Consider the following 16,534-nt stretch of genomic DNA (forward strand, 5'->3'; position numbering starts at 1 on the left):
TTTGTTATCCTAGGGGCCGAAGCGGTGGCCGTTCCGGCTACCGGACCGGATTGGGGAGAGACGACGTTGCACCTTCACTGTATCGACACCGGCGCCTCGGGCGAGGAGAGCCCGGCGCTACCGCTGATCGTACTGCACGGCCTGTTCGGTAGCGCGGACAACTGGCGCTCCCATATCAAGCAGTGGCAGAGCGGTCGTCGCGTGGTTGCCGTGGATTTGCGCAACCATGGTCGCTCGCCCCATGTCGAAGGGATGCGGTACGCGGCGATGGCATCCGACGTCATCGTGCTGCTGGACGATCTCGGCATCGAGCGGTTCGATCTGCTGGGCCACTCGATGGGCGGCAAGGTCGCCATGACGTTGGCCCGGTCGAACCCGGCGCGGGTGGCGCACTTGATCGTCGCCGATATTGCGCCTGTCGCCTACGACCACGGCCACGACGACGTCTTTGCCGCGATGCGGCGGGTCGAGGCGGGCGAGCCGACGTCCCGGCGCGATGCCATGGCACTGATGGAGGAGGAGATCGAGGATGCAGCCACGCGACAGTTCCTGGCGACCAATCTGCTCCGCGGCGACGACGGCGTCATGTACTGGCGTGTCGGGCTCGACGAGATCAGTGCCGGTTACGAGGACATCATCGCACCGCCGGACGGCGATCGGCCTTTCGAAGGCCCGGCACTGCTGATTCGCGGCGGTGCCTCCCCCTACGTTCAGGATCGTCATCGCGACAGCGTCGATGCGGTCATGTCCAATGTCGAATGGCAAACCCTGAAAGGGGCGGGCCACTGGCTGCATGCCGAGCAACCCGACGCGTTTCGGGACGCGGTGAATCGCTTCACGACCGTTTCATGAGCAGGCGGCATCCCGGCCGAACCGACCTCATGTCGCGTCGATCTCGCCATCGATGGGGATCGGCTCGACGGTGTCGTCGGGCGATGAGAGGAAGCGGTTGAGAATTCGATAGGTATCGATATCGAAGCCGCGGGTGTCGGGAAGCGAATGCAGGTCGTCGAGCCGCTCGACGCTTCCCTGATAGTGCCAGTGATCGACGACATGCAGCCCGACATCGCCATGAGGGCCGTTTTCCCGGAAGGCGACGCGACCGGGCCACGGCCAGTTCTCGATACGTAGCCGTTCCATCGCGTCGCGTGCCCGCCGCGCGTGCGCCTCCCGGGTTTCCGCGCCGCAGCAGGCACCGAGACAACGGCCGATCTGATAGCCGAAACAGCGACCCTGTCCCGATTCCAGCCCCAGCACCCGCAGGCAGAGCGACGCCTCGGTGGCGATGTCTCGCAGCGTCATCTGGGCATCACGACGATTGCGAAACAGTCCATAGAACCGGCTGCGTGCCGCCACCACCCACTGGCCATCGGTCAGTGTCGGCCGCTCCTCGCCCGGCGGCCAGTTCCAGCTCACCATGCGCACGCGCTTGCGAAGCTGCCGGTTGTATAGCGGTATCCAGCGCTTGATCAGGTCCGCTTCCAGGAGTTGGGCACCAAGATCGCCGCTGGTCCGCCGCCAGGCGATACGCTGGGCCTGGGCCATCATCTGCCCGTGTCTTCTGGACACCGGCTGCTGGAGATGGCTGCGAACGCGGCTGCGGATGTCGACGCTCTTGCCGACATAGAGCGGCAGTTCGTTGTAACCGAAGAAGATATAGACTCCCGGGCGCGCGGGTAACGCGCCGAGGTCCTGCAGGCTCGTGCTGGGCAGCGTCCGGATCGGGTCCTGCTGCGGGTCGTAGCCTAGCGGCTCGGGGTTCAACCGGCCGCAACATGATGATCTTGAAGTCATATCATCAATCTAGCCGATTTTTCCCTAGGGCGCGTTGAGATCCACCGCCAGGCGAGACACCGGACTTTGCGCCTTGATCTGACCGCGCTCCAGCAGGAACGCCTCGAAATCGCGATAGCGCTTGGCGTCCAGTGCGGCAGGGCGCAGGGCGAAGCGGGGGAGGGTGGCATCCCAGGCGGCGGCATTCAGGGGAGTGTCCAGCGCGGGATCGTAGCCGATGAAACTCTGCCATGCCTGGTCCGGGTGGTTGATGATCCAGGATGTCGCCTCTCCGATGGCATCCATGAATCGCCGATCCGCGTCCCGGTGCTGGTCGAGGGTTTCACGATTGGCCACGAAGATCAGTTCGTCGTAGTCGGGGACGCCCTGCTCCTCGATATAGAACGTCTTGCTTTCGACACCCTCCTGTTTCATCTGGGCCGGTTCGAAGTTGCGAAACGCGCCGGTCACGGCGTCGACCTTTTCGCTGATCAGCGCGGGTGTCAGCGAGAAATTGACGTTGACCATGTCGACATCGTCCAGGCTCAGGCCGTTGTGCTCCAGCATGGCCGCCAGCAGGACCTCTTCGACGCCACCGACCGAGTACCCGATCTTCTTCCCCTTGAGCTGGGAGATCTCCTCGATACCGCTGTCCGCGCGCACCAGCAGCGCGTTCAATGGCGTCGCGATCAAGGTGCCGACACGGACGATGGGAAGCCCCTGATCGACCTGGAGGTGCAGTTGGGGCTGATAGCTGACCGCAAGATCGATTCGTCCGGCGGCGACCAGCTTGGGCGGAACGCTGGGGTCGGCCGGCGCCTGAATATCGACATCCAGGCCACGTTTCTCGAACAGTCCGCGCTGCTGGGCGATGATGATCGGCGCATGGACCGGGTTGACGTACCAGTCGAGCATCACGCTCAACGGGATCATTTGCGGTGGTGCCAGATCGTCATCGGCCTCCTGCGCCAGGGTGGGCAGGGCCGCGGCCAGGGCGAGCAGGGCCAGGCCTGCCGCCAGAGTGCGGCGCCACATCGTCGAAAGCGTCTTTGTCATTTCCCGTTCCTTTTCATCTCATGGTCCCTGTTTCCGTTTTTGCGCGCGTCGGCCGGTCGCGCCCCTCTCTCGCTCACTGGTCGGGCGTCATGCGGTCCTGCTGCCAAGGCATCGCCGCCCTCAGGGCAGCATCGACGCCGAAATAGAGCAGCACGGCGAAGATGACGAGTACGACCAGGGCCGCGAACATCAAATCGATCTGCAGTCGCGCGTTGGCATTGAGCATCAGGTAGCCAAGCCCCTGACTCGAGCCCACCCATTCGCCGATCACGGCGCCGATCGGCGCGGCGCTGGCTGCCATGCGGAGTCCGGAGGCCAGCGACGGCAAAGCGGCCGGCAGCTGGGCCTTCAGCAGCCGCTGACGCCGGCTCAACCCGAACGTCCGGGCCAGATCGAGCCAGCCTTGCGGTGTCTGTCGCAGGCCATCGTAGCCGGTGGAGGCAACCGGAAAATAGATGATGACCATGGCCATCAGGATCTTCGGACCCAGACCGTAACCCAGCCACAGCATCAGAATCGGAGCCAGCGCGAACAGCGGAATGGCCTGGCTGATCAGAAGCAGCGGCAACAGCGTTCGGCGAAGCGCGCGGAATCGAGCCAGGGCCAGTGCCGTCGTCAGCCCCAGCAGGATGCCGCCGATCAGCCCAGCCACGATCTCGATGGCGGTAATCGCGGCATGGCGGGCGAGCAGCTCCCGCTGTTCGATCAGCGCGCTGGCGACTGCCGCAGGCGAGGGAAGGATGTAGCGTGGCACCCCGGTCAGGGTCAGCACCAGTTGCCAGATCGCCACGAGCACGGCGAGTGCCAGCAGCGGGCGGACCCACCGTTTCCAGGCACGTCGTTCAGCCATGCGTCACCTCCCGCAGTTCGGCTACCAGCTCGGCCTGGCGATGCGACAATTCGCGGCTGTCGAGCGGGCGGGGACGGCGGCCTTCGGGCACCGGCATCGATACCAGTCGAGCGGGTTCCCCCTGCAGGATCAGGATCCGGTCGGCCAGGCGCAGCGCCTCGAGCGGGTCATGCGTCACCATGATTACGGTGCGTCCGTCCAGAAGCCGGCTGGCGAGATCATGGAGCTCCAGGCGAGTGATGGCGTCGACGGCGGAGAACGGCTCGTCCATCAGCACGATACTGGCGTCCTCGAACAGCGTGCGGGCGAGAGCCACGCGCTGGCGCTGGCCTCCCGAGAGTTCGTCGGGCCATCGACTGGCCTTGTCGGTCAGGCCGACCTGGGCCAGCAGTCGCTCGGCGCGCTGTCGATCCTGGGCGGTGGGGCGGCCCCGCCAGTGCGCGCTGAGCATCACATTGCCGATCACCCGATGCCACGGAACGAGAAGGTCGTGTTGCGCCATCCAGGCGAGCCGGCCCCTCAGCGGGGCGCCGTCACTGGTATCGAGTTCGAGGTGATGGTTGTCAGGCAGCCTCAGGCTGGCGATCATTCGCAGCAGCGAACTCTTGCCGCTGCCGCTGCGACCGAGCAGGCAGGTCCAGCTGCCGGCGTCGAATCGTGCCTGAAGCGCTCGAAACAACGGGCGGTCGCCGAAAGTCAGCGAAGCTTCGCGGACGACGAGTCCGGGTGGTGGCATGACAGCTCCCAGTGGGGCGCGGGCGGAGTCATGCGAGAACTGCTGGCATTTCCTCCGCCGGTACTAGCCGGTTCAGGTTCCAGGGTTGTGCATGGCACTCTCAGCCCGTCGACGGGCACCCCTATCCAGTGCTGCGGATTGTACGCCGACCAGCCGCCCCTGCCCACCGCCGTGGGCCTGGCCGATACGAGGACGAGTTTCATTGAGGAACGACGACGCTCCGATCGAGGCAGATGCCGCACTCACCCGTCGAGTCGCGGAACTGACCGGAAAATCACTGTCGCCACTGCCACTGCGCTGGCCGGACAGTGCCAACTGGCTCTGGAAGAGCGAAGGGCCGTCACCGCAGTTGTTCAAGCTGGCCCGGAGGTCGGCGACGACCGATGGCTTCTGGTGGGGTGTCCGGCAGCTGTTCGGTCTCGATCGCTGGCGAACGCCCGAGGCGCTGACGCGAATCCCATCGATGCTGCCCTCCTGTCTGCCGATGGCGCCAGTGCCGATGACACTCCTCGGCCGGCTGGAGGGGGCGCCGCTCTGGTGCCTGCCCTGGTGCTTTGCCACGCCACCGCCGATGAGCGAGGGGCTGGCCGCGCGGCTCGGAATCCAGCTGGCGCTACTGCATCGCCGAGCCCTGCCGGGCTTCGGCCATCCCGCAGGGGAGGTCTCCCCGCTGTCGGACTGGCCCGAGCGGGCCCGCCATTTCACGCAGACGCACCCCAATCGTGGCTGGCTCGCCGAAATGCCGGCGTGGCCATTGCCGTCGAAAGCCGTCTGGTCATTGCCGGACCTGCGCAGCGATCAGTTTCTCGCCGGAGCCCCGGATTGGCGATGGAGCGACTGGGAGGCGCTGGTCTGGGCGCCGCTGGAGTGGGACCTGTGTCTGCTCGAGCTGATACTGGAGAGTCGCGCCCAGCGTGATGCGTTCGTCGCGGCCTATCGTCGCCACCATGTCCTGCCGGATCTCGCCCGTTACCGACCTGGCATGCGATCGCTGGCGCTGTTGCTGGCACTGCATGGCGAGGGGGCAGCAGCCAGGACCCTCCATCACCCTCACTGGCTAAAAGATTAAATTTGCAGCCCTTTTTCGCCACGCAACGGCATTCGTGCATGGCATACTAAGGTATCCCAATTGATAACCGATGGCTGATTCTTGGATTCGATCAATAGCCTGTTCCTTGTCTGCGGGGCGCTGATAGCCCTGAGTATTCTCGCCAGTCGCGTGTCGTCACGGATTGGGGTGCCGCTGCTCGTGCTGTTCCTGGGGCTGGGCATGCTTGCCGGCGAAGAGGGCGTGCTGGGCCTGAAGTTCGATGACTACTCCCAGGCTTTCCTGATCGGTCACCTGGCGTTGGCGATGATCCTGCTCGATGGCGGGCTGCGGACGCGTCTGCGAACTTTCCGCGTCGGCCTGAAGCCGGCGTTGTCGCTGGCAACCATCGGCGTCTTCCTGACCAGCGGTATCATGGGCCTGCTGGCCATGTGGCTACTCGACCTGTCGCTCACGGAAGGCCTTCTGGTCGGCGCGATCGTTGGCTCCACGGATGCCGCGGCGGTGTTCTCGATGCTCAAGGGGCAGGGCGTCAATCTCAATGAGCGCGTGGGGGCGACGCTCGAGATCGAATCCGGTACCAACGACCCGATGGCGATCTTCCTCACCATCACGCTCGCCGAGCTGCTGACGGGCGCGGTGGGAGGGATCGGGGAGACGTTGATGCGATTCGCCCTGCAGTTCGGTCTGGGGCTTGCGGTCGGCCTGGGCGGCGGTTGGGTCTCGGCCAAATTGCTGCGCTGGCTGGATCTGGCTCCCGGCCTCTATTCGCTGCTGGCGCTGGCGCTGGGGTTCTGTATCTTCGGGGCGACCAGCGCGGCGGGCGGAAGCGGCTTCCTGGCCATCTATCTCACCGGCCTGATGATCGGCAATCAGCCGGGGCGCCACCTCAACCACATCCTTCCCGTCCACGATGGGCTGGCATGGTTGAGCCAGATCGGGTTGTTCCTGGTGCTCGGCCTGCTGGTCACGCCATCGGAGATGGTCGATTACGCGCTGCCGAGCGCCATCCTGGGTATTGCCCTGATCGTGCTGGCACGTCCGGTCGCCGTGATGGTCTCGCTGGTCCCGTTTTTCAACTTCCGCTGGCGAGAGATCTGCTTCATCTCCTGGGTCGGGCTACGTGGGGCGGTCCCCATCGTGCTGGCCATCTTTCCCGTGATCAGCGGGGTCGAGAACGCGACGCTCTACTTCAATGTGGCGTTCTTCGTCGTCCTGATCTCCTTGCTGCTGCAGGGTTCGACCCTGGCTCGCGTCGCCCGCTGGATGCGGGTGGTATTGCCGGAAACCACCACCCCCGACCGTCGAGGGCAGTTGGGCGTCCTGCCGGAGAACGACTACGAGATGTTCGTCTACAAGGTCGAGAACGAATCGCTGGACGACGTGCCGATTCGGTTGCTGCGCCTGCCCTCGGGAACACTGATCTCGGCGATCTTCCGCCAGCACGCCATGCTGCACCCCAAAGGAAGCACCCGGTTGCGAATGGGAGACGTGATCTGCCTGATCGGTCGTACCGGGGACCTTCCCTCTCTCAACCGGCTTTTCAATGGGGAGGCGAAACTGAAACGGGAGCGAGCCTTCTTCGGTACCTTCACGCTCGATGGTGAAGCGCTCATGCAGGACGTCGCCGGCGCCTACGGTCTGACCCTGAGCCCGGGAGAGCAGGAGATGACGCTAGGGGAGTTCGTGGCGCTGCGCGTCGGCGGTCATCCCGTCGTCGGGGATGACGTCGACTGGCATGGGTTTCACTGGGTGGTCAGTGAGATGGAAGGCAACCGTGTCACCCGGGTGGGATTGCGTCTCTACCACTGACGCTACCGAATACCGTCGTTACTCGACGTCGGCATCATCGGTGGGGTTGTCGAGGCGCTTGCCGGTTTCGCGCGAGGTCATCCGGTTCATGCTGTCGGCTCGCTTCTGAGCCTCTGAGGCGTCCACGAAATGCCCCAGGCTGCCACCCGTGTCACCGTCATAGACTTCGTAGCATGTCTGCTCGGGATTACCGGGTTTGTGCGTCTTTCTGATCTCGACGAATGGTTCTGCCATGATGGAATCCTCCTGGGGATGCATCGACTTTCAGGTTAGCTGTGGTGATGGCGTTGTGGTGATGGTGTCGTGGTGATGGTGTCGTGGTGATGGTGTCGTGGTGATGGTGTCGTACAGTAGGCTCGCGGGTGCATGGAGAAGGGCAGCGCGGGAAGCGATCAGTCCGGGTCCAGATCCCACTGCAGGCCGAACTGAAGGCCGTTGATCGCTTCGTCGATGAAGCCCGCATTCTGATCGTTGCCGCCGTCGTCGGCTTGCTCCAGCGACGTCTGTGCCTGCGGATCCGGCCATCCCAGTCGTGCCATGCACAACTGATACTCCCGCTCACCAGCGATCTGATGGGTCTGACGCTCGCAGGTGTCGCTGTCCCGCAGGAAGTTCGTGGCCGTCAGTCGCGGCGTCGCCGACACGCAGCCTGCCAAGAGAAGAGTCACGATGGAAAGGATTAACGCTCGGTGCATTGTCGACATCACTGGAAGCTAGATGCAGGGTAGCACCGTTTGCGAGTGCATCCGCCCCTTTGGTGAAAATTTCACCTGACAGCGATCAATGGGCCCCTATCTCGTTCACGAAGCAAGCCCGGTCGATGGCAGGCGCCAGTTGAGCAGCACATCGTGATGCGTGATATGAATGACCCGAATCCGGTCATCGTCATCGAACTGCTCGACGAGACGCTCCCATTCGTGGATGGGCTCGTTCTCCGCCCGGCTGATAGTGACTTGGTGGTAATGATTGGTGTGCGCTTGCGAAATGAGCTGCTCGACACGACGGGCGAGCTGTTTCTCGGGCGTCGGGAAGGGGATGATCATCGATCGCTCCGCAATGACTGTTCATTCATACAGTATCCGCTATGGGCGGAGAGAAAACAACCCGCGTCGGGCACGGGCAGGCTGCGCGCTACCGCGTCTAATGCGGATGACTTCCCATGTACGACCGAATGGCAGCGATGGTGGTCTGCATGTCGTCGCAGAATGACTGGGAGGGCTGGAATTCCGCGCCGCTCGCCAGCTTCTTCATCTCATCGTCGTGATTGGAGACCTGGCCGTTCTCGCGCAGGCCTCTGGCCATGCTGGTCAGCTCCTGTTGCGTTTGCTGCGGGTTGTCGCTGCTCGATATATAGGCGTCGATCTCCCGGGTCTGCTCGCTGACGTGCTTCATCAAGCTATCCGACGTGCACTCGAACTCCGCGGCCGTGGCCTGCGCTGACATGGTGGCCATGACCAGCAGCCCGGCAAAGGCGATATTTCTAGTGTGATGCAAGGCGATACCCCTCAAGTTGGATGATCTGTTTCCTTTACTGACCCACGACATGGACAGTGCCCGGCTCGCTGTCGGCGATCTCCAGGTCCGTGCCCCGAATGGCCGTTCCAAGCGCTTCACGGATGGACATCGTCCCGTGAATGCCATTGACCCGAACGCTAGCCGTCCTGGTCAAGTCGGTCTTCACGAAACAGCCAGTAGCGTGGGCCAGCTGCTGGGCCGTCTCGTCAAAGCGCCGCGCTGGGATATCGTAGTGTGCGACCTTGTCGCAGGCATCCGTCGAGGCGACCGATGCGTGCGGCTCCTGACCCTGACTCGAACACCCGGCCAGGGCGGTGAGCGCGAGCGCCGCCAATGCACGTTTCATCCACTCCCTCCCGGCTTGCCACTGTGAGCCCATGAGTCACGAGAGTAGCGGCTAACGATCGAGGTGAATAGGCGGTGAGGGTGTCGATGTCTCTGCCACGGGCCGGAGAAGCGGGGCTGGGTACCGGCTACGGCGGCGCGCTGGAGCTCGATCATGGCCATCGCCCAGGCCTCGGGCGCCGAGTGAGCCAATGGCAGCGAGCTGATCGAAGTGACACGCGTCGATCAGGTGCTGGCCGCGCTCCGCGGCAGGGACGCAGTCGCCAAACGCCAATCACAACCCAGTCACACTGAACGACCAGTGCATGCTATCGAGTCTCTGATTGGCAGAAGAAGAGGGCGGTATGATGAGGTCAGAAACGAGAAAAGCCCCGCAGCGCTGAGGCTGACGGGGCTTTCGAATGTAAGGTGGCGGAGGGACAGGGATTCGAACCCTGGGTAGGCTATTAACCTACGCCGGTTTTCAAGACCGGTGCATTCAACCGCTCTGCCATCCCTCCGGCTTACGGCGGGGAATACTACCAGCTTATCGGAGCGCGTCAATAGGTTCTTTAGCTTTCAAGGAGTTATTTCGCTTTGGCGCGAGCGTATAACGCTTGTCAGGGGAACTTTGCAAGGGCATTCTGGTCTATGGGTGAGTATCAACAGAACTGAGGGGACGACAAATGGATTACCGAACGTCGCACGACATCACCGATCGTCGATCGAGTGCGGTCAGCACCAACAAGGTGTTGCGCAACACCTACATGTTGCTGGCCATGACACTGCTGTTCTCTGCCGTGACCGCTGGCGTCGCCATGGCCATGGGCGTCACGCAGCTCAACATCTTCGTATTCTTCATCGGCGCCTATGGCCTGATGTTCCTGGTCCACAAGACCGCCAACTCCGGTGCCGGCATTGCGGCGATCTTCGCCTTCACCGGCTTCATGGGCTTCACGCTGGGGCCGATCATCGACCTCTACCTGTCGATTCCCAACGGCGCACAGCTAGTGATGACGGCGCTGGGCATGACCGCCGCAACCTTCCTGGGGCTATCGGCCGTGGCGCTGATCACGCGCAAGGATTTCAGCTTCCTGGGCAACTTCATGATGGCAGGCGCCATCGTGCTGGTCCTGGCCATGGTGGCCGCGCTGATCTTCAACATCCCGGGCCTGGCGCTGGCAGTCTCCGCCGGTTTCGTGCTGTTCTCGTCGGCGGCGATTCTGTACCAGACCAGTGAAATCGTGAATCGCGCCGGGGAGACCAACTACATCCTGGCGACCGTGACGCTCTACGTTTCGATCTACAATCTGTTCATCAGCCTGCTGTCGATCCTTGGGGTCATGTCTCGCGACTGACCTTAACGGCTTGATATCGACGCACGGCTTGATATCGACGGAAACGGGGCCCCACTACGGTGGGGCCTCGTCGTTTGGTACCATTGCCGTTGCAGATATATCCCGGCAGCTTGCACGGAACCATCGGTCGTCATGCTCAATTACGCGTTACTGTTACATGCCGCGCCCTACAGTCACCAGGCGGCGTTGTCGGCGCTACGCTTTGCCGACACCGTCGTGGCGAATGGTCATCGAATGAAGACGGTCTTTTTCTATCACGACGGCGTCCACAATGCTTCGGCCCTGATGGCACCGCCGCAGGACGAGGTGCACCTGGCCGACGGCTGGAAGCGGCTTCACCAAGAACATGGCACCGAGCTGCTGGTCTGTGTGGCAGCCGGGTTGCGACGGGGGCTGCTGGACGTCAGCGAAGCCAACCGTCATGGAGCGGTGTCGCACAGCCTCGAGGCCCCATTCGAATTGACCGGTGTCGGCCAGCTCATCGATGCCATGCTGACCAGTGACCGAATGATCACCTTCGCGCCATGACCGACGTCTCTACCTCCCGCCCCGTACCGCAGGATCTATTGGTGGTGTTGCGCCATCCGCCCCACGGTACCCATTGGCTGCGCGAAGGGCTGGATGTGGCGCTGGTCGCCGCGGCGTTCGGCCAACGCGTCGGCCTGCTGTTTCAGGGGGATGGCATCTACGCGCTGTTGAAGGGGCAACAGGCCGGCGCCTTGGGCCAGAAGGGCACCCATCCGCAGCTCGCCATGCTGGAGATGTATGACATCGAGACGCTGTGGGTCAGCGCCAGGGGGCTGAACGAACGCGGCCTCTCGACGGACGACCTGATGCTGCCGGTGGTACCCTTGGAGGCCAGCGCCGTGACGGAGCTTCTCCAGCGCCACCCCCACACCTTGATTTTCTAGGCTCGGAACGACGTTCATGATGCTGCATCTGCTCAACCGGTCCCCGCGATCGACCGCCACTTACCAGGATCTGAGCGAAGCTTTCGGCGCGGACGACCACCTGCTGCTGATCGAGGACGCCTGCTACGCAGCGCAGGCCTCGGCCAGCGCGGCACTCGAACCCTTCGGCGGTCGCGTCTCCGTGCTCCAGGAGGATCTGGTCTCCCGGGGATTGGCCGAGCGGATCGATCCTTCCGTCGGTGTCATCGACATGAACGGCTTCCTGGCGCTGACGGAGACCCACGAACGCTGCGTGAGCTGGTTCTGATGGCGACCATGACGGCAACAACATTGATGGTGGACGGCCATCCTGTCGCCCTCGATCCCGAGGGCTACCTGGTCTCGCTCGCCGACTGGTCGGAGCGCGTCGCCGAGGCATTGGCCGCGGACGAGGGGCGCGAGCTGACGCCCGATCACTGGGAGGTCATCTGGGTGCTGCGCGACTTCTACCGGCGCTTCGAGACGGCGCCGGCCATGCGCCCGCTGGTCAAGGCGGTGAAGCAGGCCTTGGGAGAGGAGAAGGGCAACTCGATCCACCTGATGCGGCTGTTCCCCGAAAGCCCGGCCAAGGTCGGAGCCCGCCTGGCAGGCCTGCCCAAGCCGACCAACTGCCTCTAGCCACCGATTAGCGCCATGAACTTCCTTGCCCACGCCTGGCTTTCACGTCAAGGCAGCGACGACTTCCTCTACGGCAATCTGGTTGCCGACGGCGTCAAGGGCGCGCATCTGGAGTCGTGGCCGCCGGCCGTGGCCGCGGGCATTCGCCACCATCGCCAGGTGGATGCCGCCATCGACCGTCACGCTGAGGTGCTGCGTCTGCTGCGGATGGCGCCGCAGGCCCAGCGACGTTTTGCCGGAATCGCGCTGGATCTGGTCTGGGACCACTTCCTGGCCAGCCGCTACCCGGATGCGCGGTTGGTCGAGCGCTGCTATCGAGTGCTCGGGGAGCGGCGAGCGCCATTGCGCCTCGAGGGGATGGTGCCTGCCATGATCGACGGCGACTGGTTGCAGCGCTACGCCGACTTCGATTTCACCTGCCGTGCCATTGCCGGCATCGGCCAGCGGCTGCGCGGCCCCAATCAGCTCGCTGCGCTGACGCCCTGGTTACGCGCGGAGTACGCCAGCCTCGAAGCCGCTTTCGTCGCGCTGTGGCCCGACATGCAGCAGCGATTCCGCGAGTGAATCGCCGCACCGGCGTCTGGGCGCTGGGGCTGGCGCGCCGCTGATCTAGCCCTGTAGCCACAGGCAGTCGACCCGATCGCCGGGGCTAATATGGCTATCGGCAGGGATGACGGCAAAGGCATTCGTCTCTGCGCAGGAGGTCAAGACCGCCGAGCTCTGCTCGGGGTAAGCCGTGGCGAGGATGCGCTCCCCTCGAAACTCGAGATTGGCGCGCATGTAGTGACGTCGCCCCTGGGTTCGGGTCTCGAACTGGGCCTCGGCGCCGATCACCGGGAGCGACTCCAGGTCATGGCAGCCCTGGAGCCTGCCCAGCAGCGGCCGCAGATAGAGCCAGGCGCCGACATAGCTCGATACCGGGTTGCCGGGCAGCCCCACCAGGCGCGCGGAACCGATCGTCCCCAGCGCCAGCGGCTTGCCCGGCCGCATTGCCAGGCGCCAGAGCGAGAGCGTTCCGAGCCGTTCGAGAGCCGGCTTGACGTGATCCTCCTCGCCGACACTGACACCGCCCGTGGTCACGATGACATCGGCAACGGCCGCGGCTTGCTCCAGCCGCGCCAGGGTGGTGTCGAAATCGTCGGCAACCCGGATCTGGCTGACCAGTTCGCCACCGAAGCGCCGGATCAGGGTGGCCAGCATCGGGCCGTTGCTATTGTAGATCTGTCCGCGGGCCAGGGGCTGGCCGGGCTCGACGATCTCGTCTCCGGTGAGCAGCAGTGCCACTTTCGGCCGCCTGACCACGTCGACCGTCGAGCACCCCTGGCCGGCGAGCAACCCCAGCGCGGCGGCACCCAGTCGCGTGCCGGCGGTGAGCAGCGGCTGCCCGGTGGTCACGTCCAGCCCCCGACGTCGCACGTTCTGCCCGGCCTGGGTCACGGGAACGATCGCGCTCTCCCCGACCAGTTCGACGTTTTCCTGGATTGCCACGCAATCCGCCCCGGCCGGTATCTCGCTGCCGGTGAAGATCCGTGCGCAGGTGCCGGGGATCAGCGGCTGCGGTGGCTGGCCGGCGGGGATACGCTGGGAGATCGGCAGCTGCCTGCCACTGTCCGCGCTGGCCAGCGCGAATCCATCCATGGCGCTGTTGTCCGCCGGCGGCACATCGATGGCGGCCCGCACGTCGTCCCTCAGCACGCGGCCGTCGGCGTCCGGGCAGGCGATGCGCTCGCCTTCGAGCCGCGAGACGCCCTCGAGCAGCGCTTCCAGGGCACGCTCGACGCTCTGGAGTTCTTGGGGTCTCTCAGCCATGATCCTGCGTGTCTCGTCCCGGGATCACCAGATTGGCGAAGTTGCAGGGTCGGTGGCGGCTATCCAGCTGCTCCTCGAGAATCCGGTCCCAGCCGGTGCGGCAGGCGCCGGTGGAACCGGGCAGACAGAAGATCACGGTGGCGTTGGACAGGCCGCCCAGGCAGCGGCTCTGCACGGTCGAGCTGCCGATCTCCTCGAACGAGAGCTGACGGAAGAGCTCGCCGAACCCTTCGATGTGCTTGTCGAGTAGCGGGGCGACGGCTTCGGGCGTGGAGTCCCGGCCGGTGAATCCGGTGCCGCCTGTCGTCAGCACGACCTGCACGTCATCGTCGGCGATCCATCCCGCGACCACGGCCCGGATCCGGTAGACGTCGTCAGGCACGATGCGTTTCTCGGCGAGGCGATGTCCCGCCGCCTCGAGCCTCTCGACGAGGGTCTGCCCGGAGCGGTCGCCAGCCTCGTCCCGTGTATCCGAGATCGTCAGTACCGCGATCGACAGCGGAATCATGGGCGACTCGCTCATGACGCCTCCCGACCGCCATCGGCCCCGACCTTGCGTGCCTGGCGCGCCTCCAGCGCAGCGAGCTGCTCATCGGTCGCCGGCGCCTGATGGTGAGCCTTCCATTCGGCGTAGGGCATGCCGTAGACGTACTCCCGCGCCGTTTCATAATCCAGCTCGGCGCCGCGCGTCTCGGCCGCACTGACCAGCCACTTGGAGAGACAGTTGCGGCAGAAATCCGCCAGGATCATCAGATCGATGTTCTGGACGTCCTTGTTCGCGTCAAGATGACGAAGCAGCCGGCGAAACGCGGCGGCTTCCAGTTCGGTGCGGGTCTGCTCATCGAGGTGGTGCATGGCAGCAACTCCTGTCGTGGAGGATGGTTGGCATTCAGGGCCGGATGACCGTGGCGTCTCGGTCAGTCGTTATCGCCGGGCGTGCAGACCGAGAGCACCACGGCATCGTTCGGACTCGTGGAGACCAGGGCGTGGCCCATGTCGCTGTCGAAATAGAGCGAATCGCCGGCCGCCATCGCCAAGGGTTCGTAGAGTTCCGAGTAAATCAGGATTTCCCCTTCGAGGATCATCAGGAACTCCTCGCCGTCGTGGCGGACCCACTCCTGGAACTCCTCGAAGCGACGCGCCCGCACGATGGTCTTGAACGGGATCATCCGCTTCTGTGCCAGCTGGCACGAGAGCAGCTCGTGCTCGTAGGTCGGGGTGGGGTGCCGCTTGCCGTCGCCACGCGGGGTGAGATCGCGTCGGCCGCTGGATTGGCGTCTGGGCTTGGTCGGCTTGAGCAGCTGGGGGAGATCGATGCCCAGGCCGGTAATCAGCTTCTGGACGGCGGTGAACGTCGGCGAGATCTGGTCGTTCTCGATCTTGGACAGCGTCGAACGGGCCAGACCGGTACGCGTACTGACGTCGCCCAATGTCCACTGGTTCGAGAGCCGTATCTCCTTGAGCCGTTCGCCCAGGCGCAGGGGCTCGACGAAGGCTTTGCGACCGGCGGCGATGCGCAGTGCGGCATCCTGATCGTTACTGGCGGCCATGAAACTCTCTGTCGGGAGCGTGGAGTGTCGAGTCGTTGTCTCGTGTCGGAATGCAAGAATATCACAGCGTGAGGCGGCGGCTCTGCGCCGAGAACGACCTCTGCGACACCTCAGACCGAATAGGCGTGGCCCAGCAGCGCGATCAGGTGCGCCTCGACGCTCAGTGGCAAGGTCTTGAGGTGATATCCACCCTCCAGCACCGAGACCAGCTTGCCGCCGGCGTGACGGCGAGCGACATCCATGGCGAGCGCAGTCACCCAGTGGAAATCCTCGTGATCGAGTGCCAGCTGGCCCAGCGGGTCGTCACGGTGGGCATCGAAACCGCTGGAGAGGAGCACCAGCTGGGGGCGATGACGCTCCAGCGCCGGCAGCCAGTGCTGCTCGACGGCGGTTCTGAACCCCCGACTACCCGTGCCGGCAGGCAAGGGGGTGTTGACGATGTTGGGCCACGCGCCGGTCAGGTAGCGCCACGGATAGAACGCCTCCTGGTAACTGCTGCAGACCAGCACCGCCGGATCGTCGTGGAAGATATCCAGCGTGCCGTTGCCCTGATGGACGTCGAAATCGAGAATGGCAATCCGCTCGATGCCGTGGGCGGCCCTGGCATGGGCGGCCGCCACGGCGACGTTGTTGTAGAAGCAGAAACCCATCGCCAGCGCGCGCTCGGCGTGATGGCCGGGTGGACGGACGGCGCAGAACACGTTGTCGGCGCGATTGCCGCAGACCAGATCGACACCGCGGACCGCCGCGCCGGCCGCGAGCGATGCCGCGTCCAGTGAGTGAGGCCCCATGCGGGTGTCGCTATCGAGTTGCTGGAGGCCGCTTTGCGGTCGCTGGGCATTCAGCGCACTGAGGTAATCTGGGGCATGCACCCGCTCCAGCTGGAGCACCGATGCCGGGCCGGGTTCCGACTGCATCGTCTGCTGCAGCACGCCGCTGAGCATCAGTCTCGCGCGGATGGCCTCGAGTCGCATGGGGGACTCCGGATGATGGGAGCCCATGTCGTGCAGCGCGATGTCGGGATGGGTGAGATAGGAGGTGATCATTGGGACTCGCCGGCCGGTTCGAGGTGGCTCCATTCTGGGCGAGGCCGGCGCAACAAGTCACATCGTCTCGCTGCGACTTTGGTCTAGGG

The 16,534-nt window shown here is 64.4% G+C and carries 23 protein-coding genes, 1 tRNA gene and 1 riboswitch; of the genes, 9 read left to right on the forward strand and 15 right to left on the reverse strand.

Annotated elements, in window-relative coordinates; genetic code table 11:
- The first annotated feature begins 66 nt into the window (after positions 1 to 66).
- Entirely contained in the window at positions 67 to 852 is a 786-nt protein-coding gene (locus Q0602_RS12350) for an alpha/beta fold hydrolase (RefSeq protein ID WP_298843647.1), read from the forward strand.
- 27 nt (positions 853 to 879) lie between these two features.
- Here Q0602_RS12350 and Q0602_RS12355 read toward each other — a convergent pair whose 3' ends face one another.
- From Q0602_RS12355 to Q0602_RS12370, 4 genes are all read right to left on the reverse strand, one after another.
- Entirely contained in the window at positions 880 to 1,794 is a 915-nt protein-coding gene (locus Q0602_RS12355) for a hypothetical protein (RefSeq protein WP_298843649.1), read from the reverse strand.
- Positions 1,795 to 1,818: 24 nt separating this feature from the next.
- Positions 1,819 to 2,829 carry an ABC transporter substrate-binding protein gene (locus Q0602_RS12360; protein WP_298843651.1) on the reverse strand — a complete coding sequence of 337 codons (1,011 nt, stop codon included), beginning with the start codon at positions 2,827 to 2,829 and terminating at the stop codon, positions 1,819 to 1,821.
- Positions 2,830 to 2,902: 73 nt separating this feature from the next.
- Positions 2,903 to 3,679, reverse strand: a complete 777-nt coding sequence (locus tag Q0602_RS12365; RefSeq protein ID WP_298843653.1) for an ABC transporter permease — start codon at positions 3,677 to 3,679, stop codon at positions 2,903 to 2,905.
- On the reverse strand, positions 3,672 to 4,415 hold the full coding sequence (locus tag Q0602_RS12370; RefSeq protein ID WP_298843656.1) for an ABC transporter ATP-binding protein: 744 nt from the start codon (positions 4,413 to 4,415) through the stop codon (positions 3,672 to 3,674). Before Q0602_RS12370 ends, Q0602_RS12365 begins: the two co-directional genes overlap by 8 nt.
- 32 nt (positions 4,416 to 4,447) lie before the next feature.
- Positions 4,448 to 4,548, reverse strand: a riboswitch (TPP riboswitch).
- Positions 4,549 to 4,617: 69 nt separating this feature from the next.
- Between Q0602_RS12370 and Q0602_RS12375 the strand changes: the two genes are divergently transcribed.
- Both Q0602_RS12375 and Q0602_RS12380 read left to right on the forward strand, forming a co-directional pair.
- Positions 4,618 to 5,484, forward strand: a complete 867-nt coding sequence (locus Q0602_RS12375; protein ID WP_298843659.1) for a hypothetical protein — start codon at positions 4,618 to 4,620, stop codon at positions 5,482 to 5,484.
- An 81-nt stretch (positions 5,485 to 5,565) separates the two neighbouring features.
- Positions 5,566 to 7,275: a potassium/proton antiporter gene (locus Q0602_RS12380; protein WP_295036286.1), complete on the forward strand. Its 1,710-nt coding sequence runs from the start codon at positions 5,566 to 5,568 to the stop codon at positions 7,273 to 7,275.
- Positions 7,276 to 7,293: 18 nt separating this feature from the next.
- Here the strand turns inward: Q0602_RS12380 and Q0602_RS12385 are convergent, their stop codons facing one another.
- The 6 genes from Q0602_RS12385 to Q0602_RS12410 all read right to left on the reverse strand — a co-directional run bounded on the left by Q0602_RS12385 (position 7,294) and on the right by Q0602_RS12410 (position 9,635).
- Entirely contained in the window at positions 7,294 to 7,509 is a 216-nt protein-coding gene (locus tag Q0602_RS12385; RefSeq protein WP_295036287.1) for a hypothetical protein, read from the reverse strand.
- A gap of 158 nt (positions 7,510 to 7,667) precedes the next feature.
- The gene (locus Q0602_RS12390; RefSeq protein WP_298843664.1) at positions 7,668 to 7,919 is read right to left on the reverse strand and encodes a hypothetical protein; all 252 of its coding nucleotides are present in this window, start codon (positions 7,917 to 7,919) and stop codon (positions 7,668 to 7,670) included.
- 156 nt (positions 7,920 to 8,075) lie between these two features.
- Positions 8,076 to 8,318 (reverse strand): DUF1654 domain-containing protein, encoded by a 243-nt coding sequence (locus Q0602_RS12395; protein WP_298843667.1) that lies wholly within the window; start codon positions 8,316 to 8,318, stop codon positions 8,076 to 8,078.
- 97 nt (positions 8,319 to 8,415) lie between these two features.
- A complete protein-coding gene (locus tag Q0602_RS12400) occupies positions 8,416 to 8,769 on the reverse strand; it encodes a hypothetical protein (RefSeq protein ID WP_298843669.1) in 354 nt (117 codons plus the stop codon).
- A 34-nt stretch (positions 8,770 to 8,803) separates the two neighbouring features.
- On the reverse strand, positions 8,804 to 9,136 hold the full coding sequence (locus Q0602_RS12405; RefSeq protein WP_295036291.1) for a hypothetical protein: 333 nt from the start codon (positions 9,134 to 9,136) through the stop codon (positions 8,804 to 8,806).
- Between the two features lie 408 nt (positions 9,137 to 9,544).
- Positions 9,545 to 9,635, reverse strand: a tRNA-Ser gene (locus Q0602_RS12410).
- A 165-nt stretch (positions 9,636 to 9,800) separates the two neighbouring features.
- Here Q0602_RS12410 and Q0602_RS12415 point away from each other — a divergent pair.
- From Q0602_RS12415 to Q0602_RS12440, 6 genes are all read left to right on the forward strand, one after another.
- A complete protein-coding gene (locus Q0602_RS12415) occupies positions 9,801 to 10,472 on the forward strand; it encodes a Bax inhibitor-1/YccA family protein (RefSeq protein WP_110599747.1) in 672 nt (223 codons plus the stop codon).
- A 132-nt stretch (positions 10,473 to 10,604) separates the two neighbouring features.
- Positions 10,605 to 11,000, forward strand: a complete 396-nt coding sequence (gene tusD / locus Q0602_RS12420; protein WP_295037300.1) for a sulfurtransferase complex subunit TusD — start codon at positions 10,605 to 10,607, stop codon at positions 10,998 to 11,000.
- The gene (tusC, locus tag Q0602_RS12425; protein WP_298843674.1) at positions 10,997 to 11,383 is read left to right on the forward strand and encodes a sulfurtransferase complex subunit TusC; all 387 of its coding nucleotides are present in this window, start codon (positions 10,997 to 10,999) and stop codon (positions 11,381 to 11,383) included. The genes tusD and tusC overlap by 4 nt, the downstream gene beginning before the upstream one ends.
- Positions 11,384 to 11,399: 16 nt before the next feature.
- Positions 11,400 to 11,690, forward strand: a complete 291-nt coding sequence (tusB, locus tag Q0602_RS12430) for a sulfurtransferase complex subunit TusB (RefSeq protein WP_295037297.1) — start codon at positions 11,400 to 11,402, stop codon at positions 11,688 to 11,690.
- An 8-nt stretch (positions 11,691 to 11,698) separates the two neighbouring features.
- On the forward strand, positions 11,699 to 12,040 hold the full coding sequence (locus tag Q0602_RS12435) for a TusE/DsrC/DsvC family sulfur relay protein (protein WP_298843677.1): 342 nt from the start codon (positions 11,699 to 11,701) through the stop codon (positions 12,038 to 12,040).
- A 15-nt stretch (positions 12,041 to 12,055) separates the two neighbouring features.
- The gene (locus Q0602_RS12440; RefSeq protein WP_298843680.1) at positions 12,056 to 12,604 is read left to right on the forward strand and encodes an ACP phosphodiesterase; all 549 of its coding nucleotides are present in this window, start codon (positions 12,056 to 12,058) and stop codon (positions 12,602 to 12,604) included.
- A 45-nt stretch (positions 12,605 to 12,649) separates the two neighbouring features.
- Here Q0602_RS12440 and glp read toward each other — a convergent pair whose 3' ends face one another.
- The 5 genes from glp to Q0602_RS12465 form a co-directional block, all read right to left on the reverse strand.
- Complete coding sequence (glp, locus tag Q0602_RS12445; protein ID WP_298843683.1) at positions 12,650 to 13,849, reverse strand: gephyrin-like molybdotransferase Glp; 1,200 nt, start codon at positions 13,847 to 13,849, stop codon at positions 12,650 to 12,652.
- Positions 13,842 to 14,372 carry a molybdenum cofactor biosynthesis protein B gene (gene moaB, locus Q0602_RS12450; RefSeq protein WP_298843686.1) on the reverse strand — a complete coding sequence of 177 codons (531 nt, stop codon included), beginning with the start codon at positions 14,370 to 14,372 and terminating at the stop codon, positions 13,842 to 13,844. The genes glp and moaB overlap by 8 nt, the downstream gene beginning before the upstream one ends.
- Complete coding sequence (locus tag Q0602_RS12455) at positions 14,369 to 14,704, reverse strand: DUF1244 domain-containing protein (protein ID WP_298843689.1); 336 nt, start codon at positions 14,702 to 14,704, stop codon at positions 14,369 to 14,371. The genes moaB and Q0602_RS12455 overlap by 4 nt, the downstream gene beginning before the upstream one ends.
- A 62-nt stretch (positions 14,705 to 14,766) precedes the next feature.
- Positions 14,767 to 15,399 carry a helix-turn-helix domain-containing protein gene (locus Q0602_RS12460; RefSeq protein ID WP_149434828.1) on the reverse strand — a complete coding sequence of 211 codons (633 nt, stop codon included), beginning with the start codon at positions 15,397 to 15,399 and terminating at the stop codon, positions 14,767 to 14,769.
- A 110-nt stretch (positions 15,400 to 15,509) separates the two neighbouring features.
- A complete protein-coding gene (locus Q0602_RS12465; RefSeq protein WP_295037290.1) occupies positions 15,510 to 16,445 on the reverse strand; it encodes a histone deacetylase family protein in 936 nt (311 codons plus the stop codon).
- Positions 16,446 to 16,534: the final 89 nt, after the last annotated feature.

It is taken from the genome of uncultured Salinicola sp., from assembly GCF_937921195.1.
GTDB lineage: Bacteria > Pseudomonadota > Gammaproteobacteria > Pseudomonadales > Halomonadaceae > Salinicola.